This window comes from Sporosarcina sp. Y838 (genome assembly GCF_056786515.1).
The window spans coordinates 1-17,900 of the sequence record NZ_JBXCJD010000020.1 but is presented as its reverse complement, the minus strand read 5'-3'; the positions used below and the strand labels follow the sequence as shown (position 1 = coordinate 17,900).

The window sequence follows — 17,900 nt, the reverse complement described above, 5'->3', positions numbered from 1 at the left end:
TTATATGAAAATTGAAAGACTGAACATTTTTGGATTTGGCAAACACGAAAATGTCGTTGTAGATTTTGGTCCAGCCACTACTGTGTTTTATGGGTTGAATGAAGCTGGAAAAACGACGATTCAGCAGTTTATCCTTCATATCTTATTTGGGTTCCCACTGAAAAACAATGTGCTCTTACGCTACGAACCGAAATCGGGCGGTAAGTACGGCGGTCAAGTGCATCTTTTAGATGATATCTATGGAAAATGCATCGTCGAGCGTATCCGCGGGAAATCCGCTGGTGATGTCACTGTTTATTTTGAAGATGGAACGAAGGGCGGAGACGAGGAGTTGAAAATGCTCCTTCGGCAGTACGACCGCGCTTCATTTGAGTCTATCTTTTCGTTCTCTCTCTTACAGTTGCAGGGATTCGAGAAAATGGATGAAGACGAGTTAAGCCGAACTCTTCTTGCGTCGGGGACAACTGGAGTTGACTCCTTATTGCGGCTTGGTGGCCGAATGGACAAAGAGTTGGGGGAGTTATTTAAAAAGACAGGTAGAATTCCACAAATGAACGTTAAAATTGCGGAACTTCGAGACTTGGAAATCGAACTGAAGAAAGAACAGGAAAAAATAGGTGAGTATGCACCTTCGATTGAACGAATCCAGGAAATTGATGAACGTCTAGCTAAGTTACAAAGCCAGGAAAAAGTACTGTCACAAAATGCACAGAGGCTTGCTGTTATGCGTTTACTGCTCCCCCTCCTTCAAAAAAAACGAGCTATTGAAGCGCGACTTTCACAATTTGGAAACGTAACCTTTCCTTCAGAGGGTATAAGACGTTATGAAACACTGGTCGGAAAGCTGACAGAAGTCGAAGCGTCTATAGAACGATTGGAAGAAGAATTGGCAATCGTGGCGGCACGCATGCCTGAAAAACAGGAGTCTGAATCCATCACTGAACTTGAAGTTTTGCTGGCCAAAGAATCTGAGTGGCATAGATGGCAAACTACGGTTGCTGCTGCAGATGACGAAGTGAGTCAGTTAACCAGTTTAAAAAGACGTCTACTCGACAGACTAGGTGTCAGGGAAGTTGAAGCAGAGCAATCTCTATTCCAGGCAGATGTTTCAATTCAAAAGGAAGAACAGATGCACAAAATTATCCACGGTCTAACTGATAGTGATCAGCAAATTGGGTATATAAATCGTCAGCTTGTGCAACTAGAAAATGAGTTGTCGGATAAAGAATCTGAAATCAGTGATAGTGAACGTCATGCGCCTTCTGAGGAGGAATTAGAACGTGTACAAAACTGGCCAAGAATACGCCAGCAACTTGCTGAAGCGAAAGCATACATCTTACTAGGTGGGAGACCTGTTGAACAGAAAGTGTTAGTGGTACCTATACTTCTGTTCTTACTTGCTATCGTTTTCATCATCTTTGGTCTCATCCAAAAAGAATGGATCATTAGTGTAGCTGGGGTTCTTGTTGCGGGACTAGGATTCTTTTTATATCCAAAAAAAGAAACTCAGACTTCAAACGCTTCAAAGCAACAGGAGATGGAAAGCGTAATTGCCGCATATGATGGAAACGAGTGGCAGATGGAAGAACTCACAGAGCGTATCCTTATGCATAAGCGAAAGTCAGTAGAGTTGAAAGAAGCATTAATAGCGCTTAAGAAAAAGCATCATACGCTGAAAAACGAACTAGACAATGCATATACCATTAGACAGCAAATTGAGTTGGAACTAGCAGAGTTTTTACAGCTATACGGTTTCAAGGAAATGCCATCAACCGGAATTGTCCCGGAATTATTCCGGATGATACGGGAAGTTCAAGAGGTTAACCGAGATTTGAATGATGCTGACTTACGCCGACAAATGACACGACAACATATGACGGAAAGAGTAGACGCAGTTGAAAGAGCATTGCAGAAAGCAGTACCCCAAGAAGCGATTTATGAGATTTTGAGAAGAGACCTTATTCAACTGAAGGAACGGGCGGAAACAATGAAGTCATTGAAGTCCAACCAGGAACGCAAAGGAACGGAATTAAAAGATATGTCGGCTCTTGCAGGCTCATTGCAAGGAAAGGTGCAGGATTTGCTGGCTGAAGCAAAAACGGACACGGAAGAAGCGTTTTACAACGCATATGACATGCACCAGGAATCACTTCAGTTACAAGGACAACTAGAAGATGTAAAGGCGCAATTGGCGACCCACGGACCTCTAGAACTACCTAGCGAAGTAACTACTGTAGAGGACCTGACAACAAAAGCGGAGTCTAATACCGCAGCCCAATCATCTATCGATGAGGAGTTGAGTGTTCTTGTTAATGAGAAGGCTACACTTATCAATAAAACGGAACAGCTTTTAACTGACGAAAACTACAGCCATAAACTGCAACTCTTTGAAATGAAAAAATCGGAACTTACGGACCTTTCTCGAAAGTGGTCTGAACGCAAAGCGATTTCGGAAGCCATCAAACGTACGATGTTCGATTTGAAAGAAAAAAAGCTGCCTAAAGTGCTTGAAGTAGCGGAGCAATTGTTCTGCGAGTTAACGGGAGGGAACTATGAATCGCTAACCGTAACGGAGTCTGGGCATTTTGAAGTTTTATCGAAGGATGGGATGCGCTACCCGATTGTGGAGCTTAGCCAAGCGACAAAAGAGCAGGCATACATATCTCTTCGATTAGCCCTGGCGGAATCTATGCTAGTTACTGCTCCTTTTCCAATAATGATGGACGATCCGTTCGTTCACTTTGACGGAGAGCGACTTTCGCGTATGATTAAACTACTGGACAATCTACAAAACAAGCATCAGTTCATTTATTTCACATGCCACGAAGCGATGAAGGATAAATGGCAGAAGGCAACAATATTAAACGTTTCCGATATCGGGAACGCACAGGGAGTGAACGTCTTATGAAGAAAATTGCAGAATATAATGCAGGTGAGCCGCTTGAAATTTTCTTACTAATTAAGCAATCAACAAAAGGAGTTACCACACAAGGTAAACCGTTTATGACTCTTATCTTGCAAGATAAAAGCGGTGATATTGAAGCGAAGCTATGGGATACGACAGATGAGCACGCGCAAACATATGCCGCAGCTTCGATTGTCAAAGTTGGCGGGGAAGTGCATGAATACCGTGGGAAAAATCAGCTGCGCATCAAAAGCATACGCCCGGTAAAGGAGGCTGAGGGAGTAGCAATTGCAGACCTAGTCCCGTCATCAGCAACAAGTAAAGAAGTCCTTTACGAAGAATTGATGCAGTATTTCTTTGAAATGGAAAATCCGCAAATCCAACGAATTACACGTCATTTACTGAAAAAGCATCAGACTGCTTTCATGACATATCCGGCCGCAACTAGAAATCATCATGACTATGTTTCCGGTCTAATTGATCATGTCGTCTCCATGCTGAAACTTGGAAAAGCACTGGCAGATTTATATCCAACGCTTAATAAAGATTTATTGTATGCGGGAATTATATTGCATGACATAGGGAAGGTAATTGAACTTTCTGGGCCGATTGCAACACAATATACAATTGAAGGAAATCTTCTTGGCCATATAACAATCATGGTCACTGAAATTTCAAAAGCGGCGGACGAACTTGAAATAGCTGGGGAAGAAGTCATGTTGCTCCAACATATGGTTCTATCTCATCATGGTAAGGAAGAATGGGGAAGCCCAAAACGGCCAATGCTGAAAGAGGCAGAAATTCTTCATTATATCGATAATATTGACGCGAAGATGAATATGTTGAATCGTGCATTAGGCAAGACGGCTCCAGGTGAATTCACTGAAAGAATATTCCCACTCGACAACCGTTCGTTTTATAAACCAACGATTGACTAATGAGTATAGAAAAAAGCTGTCTCCCACATACGGAGACAGCTTTTTTCGTTGGGTATGAAATTATGAAAAGTCGCGAATGCCTTTATTTGAAAGCCATCCGAGTGACTTTATCTAATGTATTATTTCTTGTCAGTTTTTGCTTCTTCTTCAGCTGGAAGGTAACCCTCAAGCGCATCTTTAAACTCTTCCGATTTAATATCGATTTCCGAGTCTTTTAACAGCTTGACAAGTTTCTCTTCGAATTTAACTTTCTTGAGACCGTCCGTGACTTCTGCCTTGAGTTCTTCATCTGTTTGCTCAAGTTTAGCTTCACGTGTGTCAACTAGTTCAATGATATGGAAACCGAAGCTTGATTTTACAGGCTCACTGATTTCTCCTTTTTTAAGTGCGAATGCGGCTTCTTCAAATTCAGGTACCATTTTACCAGGTCCGAACCAACCTAAATCGCCACCTGTTTCTTGTGCAACTTCTTCAGTGGAGTATTCTTTCGCAAGTTCCGCGAAATCACCACCGTCTTTCAATTTAACAAGAACTTCGTCTGCCGTCTTTTTATCTTTTACTAAAATATGACGTGCATTGACTTCTTTTTTCTTGTTAGCAATACCTTCATTGATTTCTTCATCACTTACTTCAATGGATTCAATCATTTTTTGTTGAATCAATTGGGATTTAACATTTTTATCGAAGAACTCTTCTGTCATGCCATTTTGCAATAGGTACATTTCAAAGCTATCACCATATTGTTCTTTCTGTGATGCAATCGCTTCTTTTACTTCTTCATCTGAAACTTTATATTCACTTTCAATCGCTTGTTGGAGAATTAGGTTTTCAACAACTCGGATTCCAATTGCATCTTTCATTTCATCATATAAATCTGCTTTTGTAATATCGCCATTATTAGAAGTAGCAATGATTTCCTCATCAGTATTCTTGTCACTACATGCTGAAAGTACAAGAACAGATGCAGCCATTGTAAGTGCTAAAACAGTTTTTTTCATTTTGAAATCTCCCCTAACTTTTATGTGCAACAGTAGATACTATATCATAAAACGATTCTAAAACAAAAAGGTTCCCCTCGGATAATCTGCCTACAAAGGCTCAATGATTCCGCATAGGATACATAGAGAGAGAGGGGGTGCTCTTATGAGCGGATATAACCAGGGTTCTTCGGGCTTTGCGTTGATTGTTGTATTGTTCATCTTACTAATCATTGTCGGTGCAGCCTTCGTTTACTAAGATGAGAAAAGCGTTAAATCGCTAGTGTCAGAAGCTTCAAAATGAAAAAAGTCCATTCCCGTACAAAAGGGAGTGGACTTTTTTTATACTTGTAACAGAATTTCTAGGTAAAATGACACAATCAGTATTGTTACAAGAACGTTTACGGTCGTGTATATTTTCGGTTGCTTTTCCTCGGGAATCTCTTTGGACTCGCAAAGCGCATATGTCATTTTATTGATCTGAAACAGATAGAATAATGAGAACAGAATTGTGATAAATAGGATCAAATCTATTCCTCCCCTTTAACGTACCAAGGTAATCATAGCAGAAGTGAGTATAAAATGAAATTAATTTTCCTCTGAGGAAAATACTGGGCTTTTAGATTCTTCGGAATCTTTTGTTTGACTAACTGCAATCATTTCGCCTGTGGAATCATCATAAGCATCTTTAATATTTTCAAAACCGCGTTCAAAGATTTCCATGAAATCCTCACCATAAATATTTTTAACCACAGACATGACCTCCAGGAATTCCGGGAATTTGCCGTAAAGATTTTTTATCGGCAGAGAGCCCTCCAAAATACCATGGTTGGTGTTATAGTAGTTTTCGTTCATTTCGAGTATGAGTCTTTCACCTTCATCTGTCACTGCTACATATGTATTACGTCGGTCATCGTCTTTTTTATAAAAGCGCAAATAACCCCGTGTTTCTAACTTCTTCGAAAAGTTGAATGCGGTCGATACATGCATAACTCCAAATTTAGCTATATCGGAAATTGTAGCTCCTTGAAGATGGTAGGAAATCCATAAAATATGATGTTCATTAATATTCAAGTCATAAGGTTTTATCCACTGTTGCCAATCTTTTTCAACAGCTTTCCAAAGTGCTTTTGACATCTGCGCAACCCTTTGACTGAAAATCATTGCTTCTTTTGGTGAATATCTTTGATCTGCCATTGTAACACCTACTTCCTATTTTTTTACGCTTCTTTTTATTATAGCAGGAAAGCAAAGAAGAAAAAAGTAAGAATTGCAAAAAAACTTTTAATTAGATAATAACTTTAGTGGGAAATAGCAGTAAAAAGAAAAAAACGCAGTCACAATCACACGAAAAAGACCTGCAAAGCGTAGTCTTCAAGTGAGAATCTGACTGCATTATTGGATTTAAATTTATTTTTGTTGTGCCGCGATAGTCTGTTCGAGTTCTTCAAGAGCGGTTTGGATTGCAGCAATTTCTTTCTCCATCCGTTCTCTATTTGGCTCAGTAGACTGTTGCCATTTTTCAACAGAATCATTTATCCCTTCAATTGCAGAGGGAACAGTTTCACGTGATTCTTTCTTCAAATGTGAAATGGATTCTTTTAAATCAGCAACTTTAACTTTTACATCTTTAAACATCTCTTTCATGTCGCTGGAAGCGCTTTTTACAGATGTTCGTAGTTGTCTTCCTGATTGCGGTGTTGAATATAATACCGTAACCGCAGCCGCGACTGAACCTGCTGCTAGTCCGGTGAAAAATGTAGATGCTTTCATTCTAAAATGCACTCCTTCCTGTATATGAATAGTATTCCTTGCTATAGTTTAATTAAAACACTTATAAGGTTTCTGAGCAATCAAAAAAAGCTTTCCTCTTGTAGACAGAAAGCTTGAGTAGTCATTTTAATTGGATAATGCAGTTTTGAACGAAGATCGTTTTACCAAGTTTGTAACGATTGGATAGATCAGGAAAAAGGCAACTGCGTTCATTGCAACAGCTGGAAGTACAACTGTTAGGAATAAAACTGAAAATGGTAGATTTATGTTGAATATGAAAATTGCGACTGAAAGGAAAATAGTTCCTGATAATAATGTACCTAGCCCTGCAACGACAGTAGCAGCTACTAGGTTGCTAGCAATCTTTTTGAAGGCGATAATAACCAGATAGACTACAAATGCAGTTACTAATTTATCGATAACATTCGGGATTAGACTTCCTGGAAGGGATGAAAACATTCCAGATAGGATACCATTTGTCATTCCTAGTAAAAATACACTACGTACTTCCGGAAATAACAATATGCCAATAAACATCATTGTTAGCATGAAATCAGGCTTCATTCCACCGGCAATTGGGGGAATGATTAAATATAATGCAGTACCCACAGCAGTCAATAATGACATCAACACAAGATTTTTTGTTTTCATTTCTAATCTCTCCTCGGCTCATCTAGTATTTTAGTTTTTCTTGACGTATCCTCATGATCGGCAACGAAAAACTTATTACAAATATTACACTGTTTTCAGAAACTTTGCAAGCTTAACTTCTCAACTTTGTGCGGATGCTTTGTGCAATTTCCTGAATGCGTTCTTTGTCTGATTCTGCTTCATTTGTCTCAAATGTCGGTTGGAACCCATCCGTTTCATCGTAACGAGGGATTAGGTGCAAGTGAAAGTGAAACACGGCTTGACCGGCGGGGGCACCATTGTTTTGGAGTAAATTCATTCCTGAAGGTTTGAATTCATCTTTTAGTGCGTTGGCAATTTTCGGAACAACCGAAAACAGCTGGGCCGCTTCTTCCGAAGTTAAATCATAGATGTTTTCGCGATGTGTTTTAGGGATGATTAGGGTATGCCCTTTCGTTACAGGCATAATATCCATGAAAGCGATTACGTGCTCATCTTCATAGATTTTGACGCTAGGGATGGTGCCTTCAATGATTTTACAAAAAATACATGCAGTCATTTCGTCACTCCTTTTCATGAATGGGACAAGTGTAGCATATTTTTAACTAGCAGCTGCATGAAGTAGAAAGCTTTTTGCACAGTATTTTGCTAAAATGAATTGAAGAATGGAGGTTGGGTATGGAAATTCTTGAATTGAAAGACGTATCAGGAGGCTATACACGCAAGCCTGTCCTGCATGATTTATCCTTTAACATCGGACAAGGTGAGCTAGTAGGTCTAATTGGGCTCAATGGGGCGGGTAAAAGTACGACTATTAAACATATTATTGGATTGATGAATCCCCATAGCGGAGAAATCCGAGTGAATGGGGTGACGTTCAGCGAGGATTCCGAGAAGTATAGAAAGGCGTTCACTTATATTCCAGAAACGCCAATTCTTTATGAAGAGTTGACGCTCAAGGAGCATCTGGAGTTAACGGCAATGGCGTACGGTCTTGATAAAGAAGTGTTTGATGCTCGTTCGGGTGAGTTATTGAAAGAATTCCGTATGGAGAAGCGTTTAAACTGGTTTCCTGCACATTTTTCAAAAGGGATGCGCCAAAAAGTAATGATTATGTGTGCATTTCTCGTTAATCCTTCTTTATATATTATTGATGAGCCATTTGTAGGTCTTGATCCGATTGCTATCAAATCTCTGTTGGAACAGATGACGGAAAGAACAGAAAACGGGGCTTCCATCCTCATGTCGACCCATGTTTTGTCGACCGCGGAAAAACATTGCGACAGGATCATTTTGCTGCACGAAGGACGAGTGCGGGCGGAAGGGACGATGGATGACTTGAGAAAAGCATTCGGACGACCAGGAGCATCATTGGATGACTTGTATATTGCGATGACAGAGGATCATGACAATGAACAATTTGCGTGAAATATGGGGTTCTCGGTTCGTCCATTATATAACCGAACTTCAAAAGTATTTGAAGTATGTATTTACGGGACACTTGGCAATTGTTCTTGTTTTTACAATTGGAGCGGGGGGATACACGTATAGTGAGTGGCTAAAAGAAGTGCCAGCAGACTTTCCAGCGGCTCTACTGACGGCTGTCTTACTTGGTGCTGTCCTTGCTATATCGCCACCCGTGACACTCTTGAAACCGGCAGATACAGTATACTTTTTGCCGCTAGAAATTAAACTAGGTTCTTATATAAAACGATCTTTAAGTTGGAGCTTTTTCTCACAATTGCCATTGCCTTTTATTCTTTATATAGTGGCACTCCCGTTACTTTCTGCCACGGGTACTGGAACGAAAACAGAATTCATCGCCATCGCAATCTTCATAGTGCTTATTAAGTGGGCATTCGTTGAGTCGGAATATAATTTTAGACATGTTTTAGAAGGAGATAAGGTCTGGTTGGACAGGGCCGTGCGGTTTTTATTGGCGGGAATACTTATTTATGCTTTCCTTGTGGGAAGTTTCCTTTACATTCCAGTTATTGCAGTCCTTATCGGAATGTACAATTTCTACTGGCGGAAAAAGAGGATGGTAAAGCCTTTCCCATACGATCACTTTATTTCACTTGAACAGAATCGTATGATGCGGTTTTACCGGTTCGCTAACTACTTTACGGACGTTCCGCATCTGAAAGGATCCGTTAGTAGAAGAGGTTGGCTTGGATTTATAACAGGTTCTCCCACTTTCGGCAAGAGTGTTTCACAGACCTACCTGATTAAGCGTACATTTATTCGAACCGATGATATTTTTTGGTTATGGGTGAGGTTGACTGTAATTTCAACACTTGGTGCAATATTCATTCCATTCCCAATCGTTGTATTCATTTTCTCAGGGGCGCTTGCATTTGCCTCGGCAGTTCAGCTTATTTATGCATTGCGGGCGGGGGATGATTTCCGAATGGATATGCTGTTTCCTGAGAAGGAAGACACGCGACCTGGCTCAATTAGGAAAATCGTTCGTTCGGTTCAATGGATTCAAGCAGCAGTTGTTACAGTTGCTTCCCTATATCTTTATGGAGTCTCGACAATACCATTTCTAGTAGGGGCTGTCATTCTCATTACTTCTGAAGCTACTATTAGATTGACTGGGGAAAAGAAGGAAGACGAATAAGGTCAATTCATCCCGTTTGTAAGTAACTGCAGACGGGATTTATCTTTTGCGAAAGATTAAAAATAGAATATTCAAAAAACCCTTGCAACTTCTCTCTGAAATTAGATATACTATATAAAAGGCATCAGGGGTGAGAGCGATGGAGAACAACTATTCATATGCCGAGTTTTTGAAGGCCGTCGGAAAAAACAGTTCTTCGCTTCAAGCGGAAAAGTTGTTGAATGAAATTTATTTGGATCTTTTCTTAAAACATTTACACAGGGAGCAGACGAAGTATCGACTCGCGGTTTTAATTGATGCAGCACTCGATTGTCGGGATGAAAGCGCCTTCTTATTGTATTCAGAAAGACTTGTTAAAATTGAAGAGAATGATTGAAAAGTGAGTTGACGCTACATGTTGAATAGACATGCAGCGTTTTTTTCGCTTTAATTAGAAAATAAATCCATCAAAAAACGTATGTTCGCTTTTTGCTCGTCAAAAGATGGGTAAAGTGATAAGATAGAAGTAGTATATATGGGAGTGACTTCGATGAACCAAAAATTTAATTTGCAAGCCCCTTACACTCCGCAAGGCGATCAGCCGTATGCAATTGCGAAGCTTTTGGAGGGTCATGAACGGGGAGAGAAGCACCAGACTTTACTCGGTGCAACTGGAACCGGAAAAACATTCACAGTCTCGAATGTCTTAACAGAAATTAATAAACCAACACTTGTCATTGCCCACAACAAAACACTTGCTGGTCAATTATATAGTGAATTTAAAGAGTTTTTCCCTGATAACGCTGTTGAGTACTTTGTCAGTTTCTATGATTACTATCAGCCGGAAGCATACATCGCTCATACAGATACCTTCATTGAAAAAGACTCAAGTATAAACGATGAAATTGATAAGTTGCGACACTCAGCTACATCTTCTTTATTCGAACGGAATGATGTACTAATCGTCGCTTCCGTCTCATGTATTTATGGTCTCGGTTCCCCAACAGAATATAATGAACATGTAGTATCGCTGCGACCGGGAATGGAGATTGGACGCAATGAGTTGCTCCGTAAATTTGTAGATATTCAATACGAACGGAATGATGTAAGTTTTACACGCGGTACTTTCAGGGTGCGCGGCGATGTTGTCGAACTTTTGCCAGCTTCACAGGACGAACAATGCCTCCGCATCGAGTTTTTTGGCGATGAAATTGAACGCATTCGTGAAGTGGATTCACTTACTGGTGAAATCCTGGGTGAACGAGAACACGTTGCCATTTTTCCAGCATCCCATTTCGTTACGGGTGATGACAAAATGGTAAAGGCAATTGAAAATATTGAAATAGAACTAGAAGAACGTTTGAAAGAATTCCGTAGTCAAGATAAGCTTTTAGAAGCGCAGCGCCTTGAACAGAGGACGCGATATGACCTTGAAATGATGAGGGAAATGGGCTTCTGTTCTGGTATAGAGAACTATTCCCGCCATTTGACACTTCGTCCGCCGGGGGCAACACCCTACACTCTCCTTGACTATTTCCCAGATGATTTCCTAGTCATTGTAGATGAAAGTCATGTCTCACTTCCTCAAATACGTGGAATGTATAACGGTGACCAGGCAAGGAAGAAAGTACTTGTGGAACATGGTTTTCGTTTACCTTCAGCGCTTGACAACAGGCCGCTGACTTTCCAGGAATTTGAAGGTCATGTACATGAAGCTATTTATGTTTCTGCAACACCCGGTCCTTACGAAATTGAACATACACCCGAAATGATTCAACAAATTATTCGTCCAACAGGTCTACTGGATCCGACGATTGAAGTCCGTCCAATTAATGGACAAATAGATGACTTGATTGGTCAAATTAGAGAACGGACGAAAAATAACGAACGGGTACTAATTACGACATTGACGAAGAAAATGTCAGAGGATTTAACTGACTACCTAAAAGAAATTGGTATAAAAGTACAGTATCTTCATTCTGAGATCAAGACGCTTGAACGAATTGAAATCATTCGGGAACTGAGAATTGGAACATATGACGTGCTAATCGGCATTAACCTTTTGAGAGAAGGAATCGATATTCCGGAAGTATCACTTGTTGTGATTCTAGACGCGGATAAGGAAGGATTCCTTCGTTCCGAGCGTGCACTCATCCAGACGATGGGGCGTGCAGCACGTAATTCGAATGGTCACGTCATCCTGTATGCCGACCGAATGACGGATTCCATGACGAAAGCGATTGATGAAACCCGTCGACGCCGTGATATTCAAAGAGAATATAACGTGAAACATGGCATAACACCGACAACTATCAAGAAAGAAATTCGCGACGTCATCCGTGCAACGCTCGTATCTGAAGAAGCAATTACTTATCTAGAAAAGGTGACACAAGGCAAGAAACTGACGAAGGACGAAAAAATGACACTATTAGTAACTCTGGAGAAAGAGATGAAAGAAGCTGCAAAAGCACTCGACTTCGAACGTGCTGCTGAAATAAGGGATACGATCTTGGAGTTGAAGTCTGAAAGGTAGGATTTTATGAAAAATAAAGAAATTGTCATACAGGGCGCACGTGCGCATAACTTGAAAAATATAGATGTGAAGATTCCTCGTGATCAACTGGTCGTTATGACCGGCCTTTCCGGTTCCGGGAAATCTTCACTTGCTTTCGATACAATTTACGCTGAAGGGCAAAGAAGGTACGTTGAATCCTTGTCCTCTTATGCCAGACAGTTTTTAGGACAAATGGACAAGCCTGACGTTGATGTTATTGAAGGGCTATCGCCCGCGATTTCAATAGATCAGAAAACGACAAGTCGTAATCCTCGTTCTACTGTCGGAACTGCAACTGAAATATATGATTATCTACGACTTCTCTATGCACGTGTAGGGAAACCAATCTGTCCAATTCATGGAACAGAAATCTCATCGCAGACAATTGAGCAAATGGTCGATCATCTGATGAAACTGCCAGATCGTGCACGAATTCAAGTGCTTGCACCGATTGTTTCGGGTCGAAAGGGAACGCATGTCAAACTGATTGAAGATATAAAGAAACAAGGTTACGTGCGTATACGTGTAAATGGTGAAATCATTGACTTGGATGACAATATCGAATTGAACAAAAACAAGAAGCATACAATAGAAGTCGTCATTGACCGGATTGTCATTAAGGAAGACATAGCACCGCGTCTGAGTGACTCTCTTGAATCGGCTCTTCGGCTCGCTGAAGGAACTGTAATGGTTGACGTTATGGATGGAGAAGAAATCCTGTTTAGTGAACACCATGCTTGTCCATTATGCGGGTTTTCAATTGGTGAATTGGAACCGAGAATGTTTTCGTTCAATAGTCCGTTTGGTGCTTGTCAGGAATGTGACGGGCTAGGGACAAAGCAAGAGGTAGATCCGGAGTTAGTGATACCAGATCTAACACTTACCTTAAAAGATAATGCAATTGTTCCATGGGCTCCGACAAGTTCTCAATACTATCCGGAACTTTTAAAAACTGTCGCAGATCATTTTGGTATAGCCATGAATGTGCCGGTTAGTGAATTAGCACAGGACGACCTTGATAAACTATTAAATGGTTCAGACGATGAAAAGATCCGATTCCGTTATACAAACGAATTCGGGGGAACGCGGGATAACAACATTTATTTTGAAGGTGTTTTAGCAAATGTGGAACGCCGTTTTAAGGAAACATCATCTGATTATATACGTGAACAAATGGAGAAGTACATGTCACAGCGACCATGCCCTACGTGTGCAGGTTATCGATTGAAAAAGGAATCACTCGCGGTCAAAGTAAACGATGTCCATATCGGGAAAGTGACGGAACTCTCCATTGTTGAAGCAGACCGGTTTTTCAAAAACCTTGTACTATCTGAAAAAGATACACAAATCGCGAAACTCATTTTACGAGAAATCGAAGAGCGGATTGGATTCCTTATTAATGTAGGACTCGACTACTTGTCGCTTTCAAGAGCAGCGGGAACTCTTTCTGGAGGAGAAGCGCAACGAATTCGATTGGCAACACAAATTGGGTCGAGACTGACAGGTGTCCTCTACATTTTGGATGAACCATCAATAGGACTCCACCAACGTGATAATGATAGGCTGATTAGTACACTTAAAAGTATGCGTGATATTGGCAACACACTAATCGTCGTTGAACATGATGAGGATACTATGATGGCGGCCGATTATTTGATAGATATAGGACCAGGTGCAGGTGTCGCAGGCGGAGAAATCGTTTCTGCGGGTACGCCTGAACACGTGATGAATGATCCGAAATCACTGACAGGTCAGTATCTAAGTGGCAAAAAATTCATACAGCTGCCTTTGGAACGACGTAAACCTGATGGCCGTGAAGTCGTTATTAAGGGCGCTTCTGAAAATAATTTAAAAAATGTAAATGTAGATATTCCGCTAGGGCAATTTATAGCGGTTACAGGCGTCTCAGGTTCAGGGAAAAGTTCACTAGTCAATGAAGTACTCTATAAAGTACTTGCCCAGAAACTGAACAGATCAAAGCAGAAGCCGGGACAATATAAAACTGTAACTGGTCTTGAGGAACTTGAAAAAGTTATTGAAATTGATCAATCGCCAATCGGACGTACGCCTAGGTCCAATCCTGCGACCTACACGGGCATGTTCGATGATGTCCGGGATGTTTTTGCATCGACGAATGAGGCAAAAGTTCGGGGATATAAAAAAGGTCGTTTCAGCTTCAACGTTAAGGGTGGTCGCTGTGAAGCGTGCCGCGGTGATGGGATTATTAAAATAGAAATGCACTTCTTACCAGACGTTTATGTACCATGTGAGGTTTGTCACGGAAAACGATATAATCGTGAAACACTGGAAGTAACATATAAAGGGAAAAACATTGCGGATGTTCTAGCGATGACGGTGGATGACGCATTATTGTACTTTGAAAACATTCCAAAGATAAACCGTAAACTTCAAACAATTGTAGATGTGGGGCTAGGTTATATAAAGCTTGGACAGCCTGCGACAACATTGTCAGGTGGTGAGGCACAACGTGTGAAACTGGCATCTGAATTGCATAAACGCTCAAACGGAAAGTCGTTTTATATCCTTGATGAGCCGACCACCGGTTTGCATGTCCATGATATTGCCAAATTACTAGTTGTGTTACAGAGACTTGTGGATACGGGCAATACTGTGTTGGTAATTGAACACAATCTTGATGTGATAAAAACCGTTGATTACATTATTGATATAGGTCCTGAGGGCGGTGACAAAGGCGGGAAAGTTATTGCGACAGGTACTCCTGAAAAAGTAGCTGAATCTAGCGATTCCTATACAGGATACTATTTAAAACCGATTCTTGAACGGGAAAGAAAAAGGATGGAGATTATGATTGAGGATGCTGAAAAAGTTGTGAAATGAAACTTTTTTTACATCTGTTCGTATATATACTTAGATGTAAATTTACGGAGAAATCCGAATCACCACCATACTAGGAGGAGTAATTATGCAAACTGAACGGAAACGGATTTTAACAATGTTGGAAAACGGTACAATCACGACTGACGAAGCATTGACACTTCTAGAAACATTGGGACAGACGAACCAACCAGCAACTGCACAACCAATTGAAAAGAAAACATATGAGTCTAACGAAGAACCTTTGAGCCAAAAACAGGATAAGGTTGATCCGTTCGAAAAAGTAGAACCAAACGCTGAGAATAAGGAACAGGGACATCCTTCAATGGATGAATTCCTTGAGGATTTACGAAAAGATTTCTCTAATGTTGGGGACAGGTTTATGCAATTCATGCAGACTGCCGTACAAAAAGTGAAAACATTTGAATTCGATTCACCGTTTGGAAATTCTCAAACATTCACCCATACGATGGCCAAGAATGCTAGCGGTATCGATAAAGTAGTGATTGATGTCGACAATGGTAAAGTAACAATTCACACTGGTGAAACGGAAGAAGTTCGCGCAGACTTTACGGTTAAAAGTTATAATAGTGAATCAGAAGAAAAAGCCAAAAAAGATTTTCTTGAAAAATTGTTGTTCGTTAACGATGAAGGGAAAATTAGACTTTCAAGTGATATGAAAATGGCACAAGTGAATGTTGAATTATATATCCCGAAAAAAGACTATGCAAAAATATCGGTCCAATTGATGAACGGTTCGTTTAAGATGAAAGACGCAACAGCGGATAAAGTGCGTGTAAAGACTGCAAATGGGAAAATTGAGATTGCAGAATTGACGTTTAAAAACGGTGAATTTGAAACGGTGAATGGTGCAATTGCATTAAACAGCGTTACGGGTAATACGATTGAAGCGGAAACACTGAATGGCCGTGTGTATATCGACGGGGCTGTTAAAGATGTAGAAGCACAATCGCTAAACGGACATGTCGTTGTTACAACAACGGATCCTGCCGCAGAAAAAATTGAAGCAAAAACAATGAGCGGATCGGTTGAAATTTATATTCCCGCTGGTTCTGCCTTATCAGGTGAAATCGCGTCCAACATGGGTCGCCTTGACCTTCAATTGGATGATGTCAATCGGACTGTTGAGCTAGAACAATTGTTGCAACGGACAATACGCTTTAAGAAAGACGTGGAAGGAAATACATCACCCCTTCATATCTTTGGTGAAGCAAAAACGGGTTCTGTGCTTGTTTGTTATAATGCGAAAAAAGAATAGATCAACCAGAGTGACTAAAAGGAACAGTTGTTGCACCCGTTTATAGGTGCTACAGCTGTTCTTTTTTAAATTAAAAGAATATTAATGAGTGAATTGAATTTATTGAGCGAATTAGAATTGCTGCTAATACCGCTTCGCCGCTTTGGGGATGCCTCCCGCGATAAGCCGGAAAGGAGAGCGCTTTCAGTCTTATCGCTCCGGCTACCACGTAGACGCGCCTGCGCTGGATGTTCTATTTAGAGATCGCATTTCTTTATCGGGGATTAGGCCTGAAACCTATTTAATTCACTACTATTTAGGTTGAAATATCGAATATTGTACATCAACTGAGTGAATGCATTTAACGACAGTGCCAATACATGGATAGAATTAGTAATTCCACTATTACCGCTTCGCCGCTTTGTGGATGCCTCTCGCGATAAGCCGGAAAGAAGAGCACTTTCCGTCTTATCGCTTCGGCTACCACGAAGATGCGCCTGCGCTGGTTGGTCTATTTAGGCAAGCGTATTTCGCATTTCAATTACTTTCATTAAAAGGATAACTAGAAGTGCGGTTTGTTTTATTAACTCTGTTAAAGGAAAAGGTTGATTAATCGTTAATGAATATGGAAAATGGATTTACCTATATAATAACGGCACTGGTTATTTATGTTAAAATCAATATAAGATTGTGAAAGTGTTCACTTAAACTAACGGTGCAGGTTAGTGATAAAATTATTGAATATTCACTCCGTATTCTCGTGGAGATTATAAAGGGGGTTAAAAGATGGACTTTTTAATAAACTTCGTAATAATTGGCTTATTTATTTTTCCTTTTATTGCACTAATTCACGAGTCTGGTCACGCTTTTTTTATCAAATTATTTGGAGGGAAAATAAAAGAATTTGCCATAGGTAATGGAGAGACATTATGGAAAGTCAAGGCGTTTTCTATTAAGAAAGCTTATTTCGCAGGAGGAAGGGTTGTTTCCGAAAATGAGGAGGTATTTAGTAAGAAACAAAAATTATTTTTTTTCTTGGGTGGAGTAATTTTTAATTTTTTGTCTGCGTTGATCTTAGATTTGTTTACAGGATATGAATTTTGGGTTTTTCGTAACTATTTAGATAGTTTCATTTTTGTATCTTATTTTAACGTGGTTATCAACCTCGTTCCCCTAACTACTATTATTGGAAAAACCGATGGGAAAAGAATAGTTGAATTGTATAACAATAATTAAGGATGGTGCGAACTTCCTTATTCAACTCCCATGAAAATAAAACTCCAAACTTCGCAAAAATGGCAACACTAAAAAAGACGCAACTCATGTTTTTTTAAAAAAATGCAGCGCCTGGTTTTGGATCGAGTTATTTGTTGGATTAGGAGACTTGCGGTTCAGTAATTGTAACGT

The 17,900-nt window shown here is 40.3% G+C and carries 15 protein-coding genes and 1 pseudogene; 10 read left to right on the top strand and 6 right to left on the bottom strand.

What is annotated here, in order from left to right; translation table 11 throughout:
- The first annotated feature begins 4 nt into the window (after positions 1 to 4).
- Together AC1TO4_RS16750 and yhaM are read left to right on the top strand one after the other, a co-directional pair.
- A complete protein-coding gene (locus AC1TO4_RS16750) occupies positions 5 to 2,908 on the top strand; it encodes an ATP-binding protein (protein ID WP_482106256.1) in 2,904 nt (967 codons plus the stop codon).
- On the top strand, positions 2,905 to 3,843 hold the full coding sequence (gene yhaM, locus AC1TO4_RS16745; protein WP_482106255.1) for a 3'-5' exoribonuclease YhaM: 939 nt from the start codon (positions 2,905 to 2,907) through the stop codon (positions 3,841 to 3,843). Before AC1TO4_RS16750 ends, yhaM begins: the two co-directional genes overlap by 4 nt.
- Before the next feature lie 119 nt (positions 3,844 to 3,962).
- On the opposite strand, the gene AC1TO4_RS16740 is transcribed toward yhaM, so the two are convergent.
- On the bottom strand, positions 3,963 to 4,841 hold the full coding sequence (locus AC1TO4_RS16740) for a peptidylprolyl isomerase (RefSeq protein ID WP_482106254.1): 879 nt from the start codon (positions 4,839 to 4,841) through the stop codon (positions 3,963 to 3,965).
- Between the two features lie 145 nt (positions 4,842 to 4,986).
- On the opposite strand from AC1TO4_RS16740, the gene AC1TO4_RS16735 reads away from it, so the two are divergent.
- Positions 4,987 to 5,079 carry a YjcZ family sporulation protein gene (locus AC1TO4_RS16735; protein WP_179393195.1) on the top strand — a complete coding sequence of 31 codons (93 nt, stop codon included), beginning with the start codon at positions 4,987 to 4,989 and terminating at the stop codon, positions 5,077 to 5,079.
- A gap of 83 nt (positions 5,080 to 5,162) precedes the next feature.
- On the opposite strand, the gene AC1TO4_RS16730 is transcribed toward AC1TO4_RS16735, so the two are convergent.
- The 5 genes and pseudogenes from AC1TO4_RS16730 to AC1TO4_RS16710 form a co-directional block, all read right to left on the bottom strand.
- On the bottom strand, positions 5,163 to 5,348 hold the full coding sequence (locus AC1TO4_RS16730; protein WP_482103277.1) for a hypothetical protein: 186 nt from the start codon (positions 5,346 to 5,348) through the stop codon (positions 5,163 to 5,165).
- Positions 5,349 to 5,509: 161 nt separating this feature from the next.
- Positions 5,510 to 6,017 (bottom strand): annotated as a pseudogene (locus AC1TO4_RS16725) (HTH-type transcriptional regulator Hpr); the annotation flags it as partial.
- Positions 6,018 to 6,230: 213 nt separating this feature from the next.
- Positions 6,231 to 6,593: a YtxH domain-containing protein gene (locus tag AC1TO4_RS16720; protein WP_482103278.1), complete on the bottom strand. Its 363-nt coding sequence runs from the start codon at positions 6,591 to 6,593 to the stop codon at positions 6,231 to 6,233.
- A 126-nt stretch (positions 6,594 to 6,719) separates the two neighbouring features.
- Positions 6,720 to 7,244: a tryptophan transporter gene (locus AC1TO4_RS16715; RefSeq protein WP_482106253.1), complete on the bottom strand. Its 525-nt coding sequence runs from the start codon at positions 7,242 to 7,244 to the stop codon at positions 6,720 to 6,722.
- A gap of 112 nt (positions 7,245 to 7,356) precedes the next feature.
- Positions 7,357 to 7,782 (bottom strand): HIT family protein, encoded by a 426-nt coding sequence (locus AC1TO4_RS16710; RefSeq protein ID WP_482103280.1) that lies wholly within the window; start codon positions 7,780 to 7,782, stop codon positions 7,357 to 7,359.
- A 119-nt stretch (positions 7,783 to 7,901) separates the two neighbouring features.
- On the opposite strand from AC1TO4_RS16710, the gene AC1TO4_RS16705 reads away from it, so the two are divergent.
- The 7 genes from AC1TO4_RS16705 to AC1TO4_RS16675 all read left to right on the top strand — a co-directional run bounded on the left by AC1TO4_RS16705 (position 7,902) and on the right by AC1TO4_RS16675 (position 17,729).
- Positions 7,902 to 8,651 (top strand): ABC transporter ATP-binding protein, encoded by a 750-nt coding sequence (locus tag AC1TO4_RS16705; protein WP_482106252.1) that lies wholly within the window; start codon positions 7,902 to 7,904, stop codon positions 8,649 to 8,651.
- Positions 8,635 to 9,846, top strand: a complete 1,212-nt coding sequence (locus AC1TO4_RS16700; protein WP_482106251.1) for an ABC transporter permease — start codon at positions 8,635 to 8,637, stop codon at positions 9,844 to 9,846. Before AC1TO4_RS16705 ends, AC1TO4_RS16700 begins: the two co-directional genes overlap by 17 nt.
- Positions 9,847 to 9,985: 139 nt before the next feature.
- Positions 9,986 to 10,222 carry an IDEAL domain-containing protein gene (locus AC1TO4_RS16695; RefSeq protein WP_482103283.1) on the top strand — a complete coding sequence of 79 codons (237 nt, stop codon included), beginning with the start codon at positions 9,986 to 9,988 and terminating at the stop codon, positions 10,220 to 10,222.
- A 153-nt stretch (positions 10,223 to 10,375) separates the two neighbouring features.
- The gene (uvrB, locus tag AC1TO4_RS16690; RefSeq protein WP_482106250.1) at positions 10,376 to 12,358 is read left to right on the top strand and encodes an excinuclease ABC subunit UvrB; all 1,983 of its coding nucleotides are present in this window, start codon (positions 10,376 to 10,378) and stop codon (positions 12,356 to 12,358) included.
- Between the two features lie 6 nt (positions 12,359 to 12,364).
- Entirely contained in the window at positions 12,365 to 15,238 is a 2,874-nt protein-coding gene (gene uvrA, locus AC1TO4_RS16685) for an excinuclease ABC subunit UvrA (protein ID WP_482106249.1), read from the top strand.
- An 85-nt stretch (positions 15,239 to 15,323) separates the two neighbouring features.
- Positions 15,324 to 16,514 carry a DUF4097 family beta strand repeat-containing protein gene (locus tag AC1TO4_RS16680; protein WP_482106248.1) on the top strand — a complete coding sequence of 397 codons (1,191 nt, stop codon included), beginning with the start codon at positions 15,324 to 15,326 and terminating at the stop codon, positions 16,512 to 16,514.
- Positions 16,515 to 17,279: 765 nt separating this feature from the next.
- Positions 17,280 to 17,729, top strand: coding sequence for a site-2 protease family protein (locus AC1TO4_RS16675; RefSeq protein WP_482106247.1), 450 nt, complete (start codon positions 17,280 to 17,282; stop codon positions 17,727 to 17,729).
- The last annotated feature ends 171 nt before the right edge of the window (positions 17,730 to 17,900 follow it).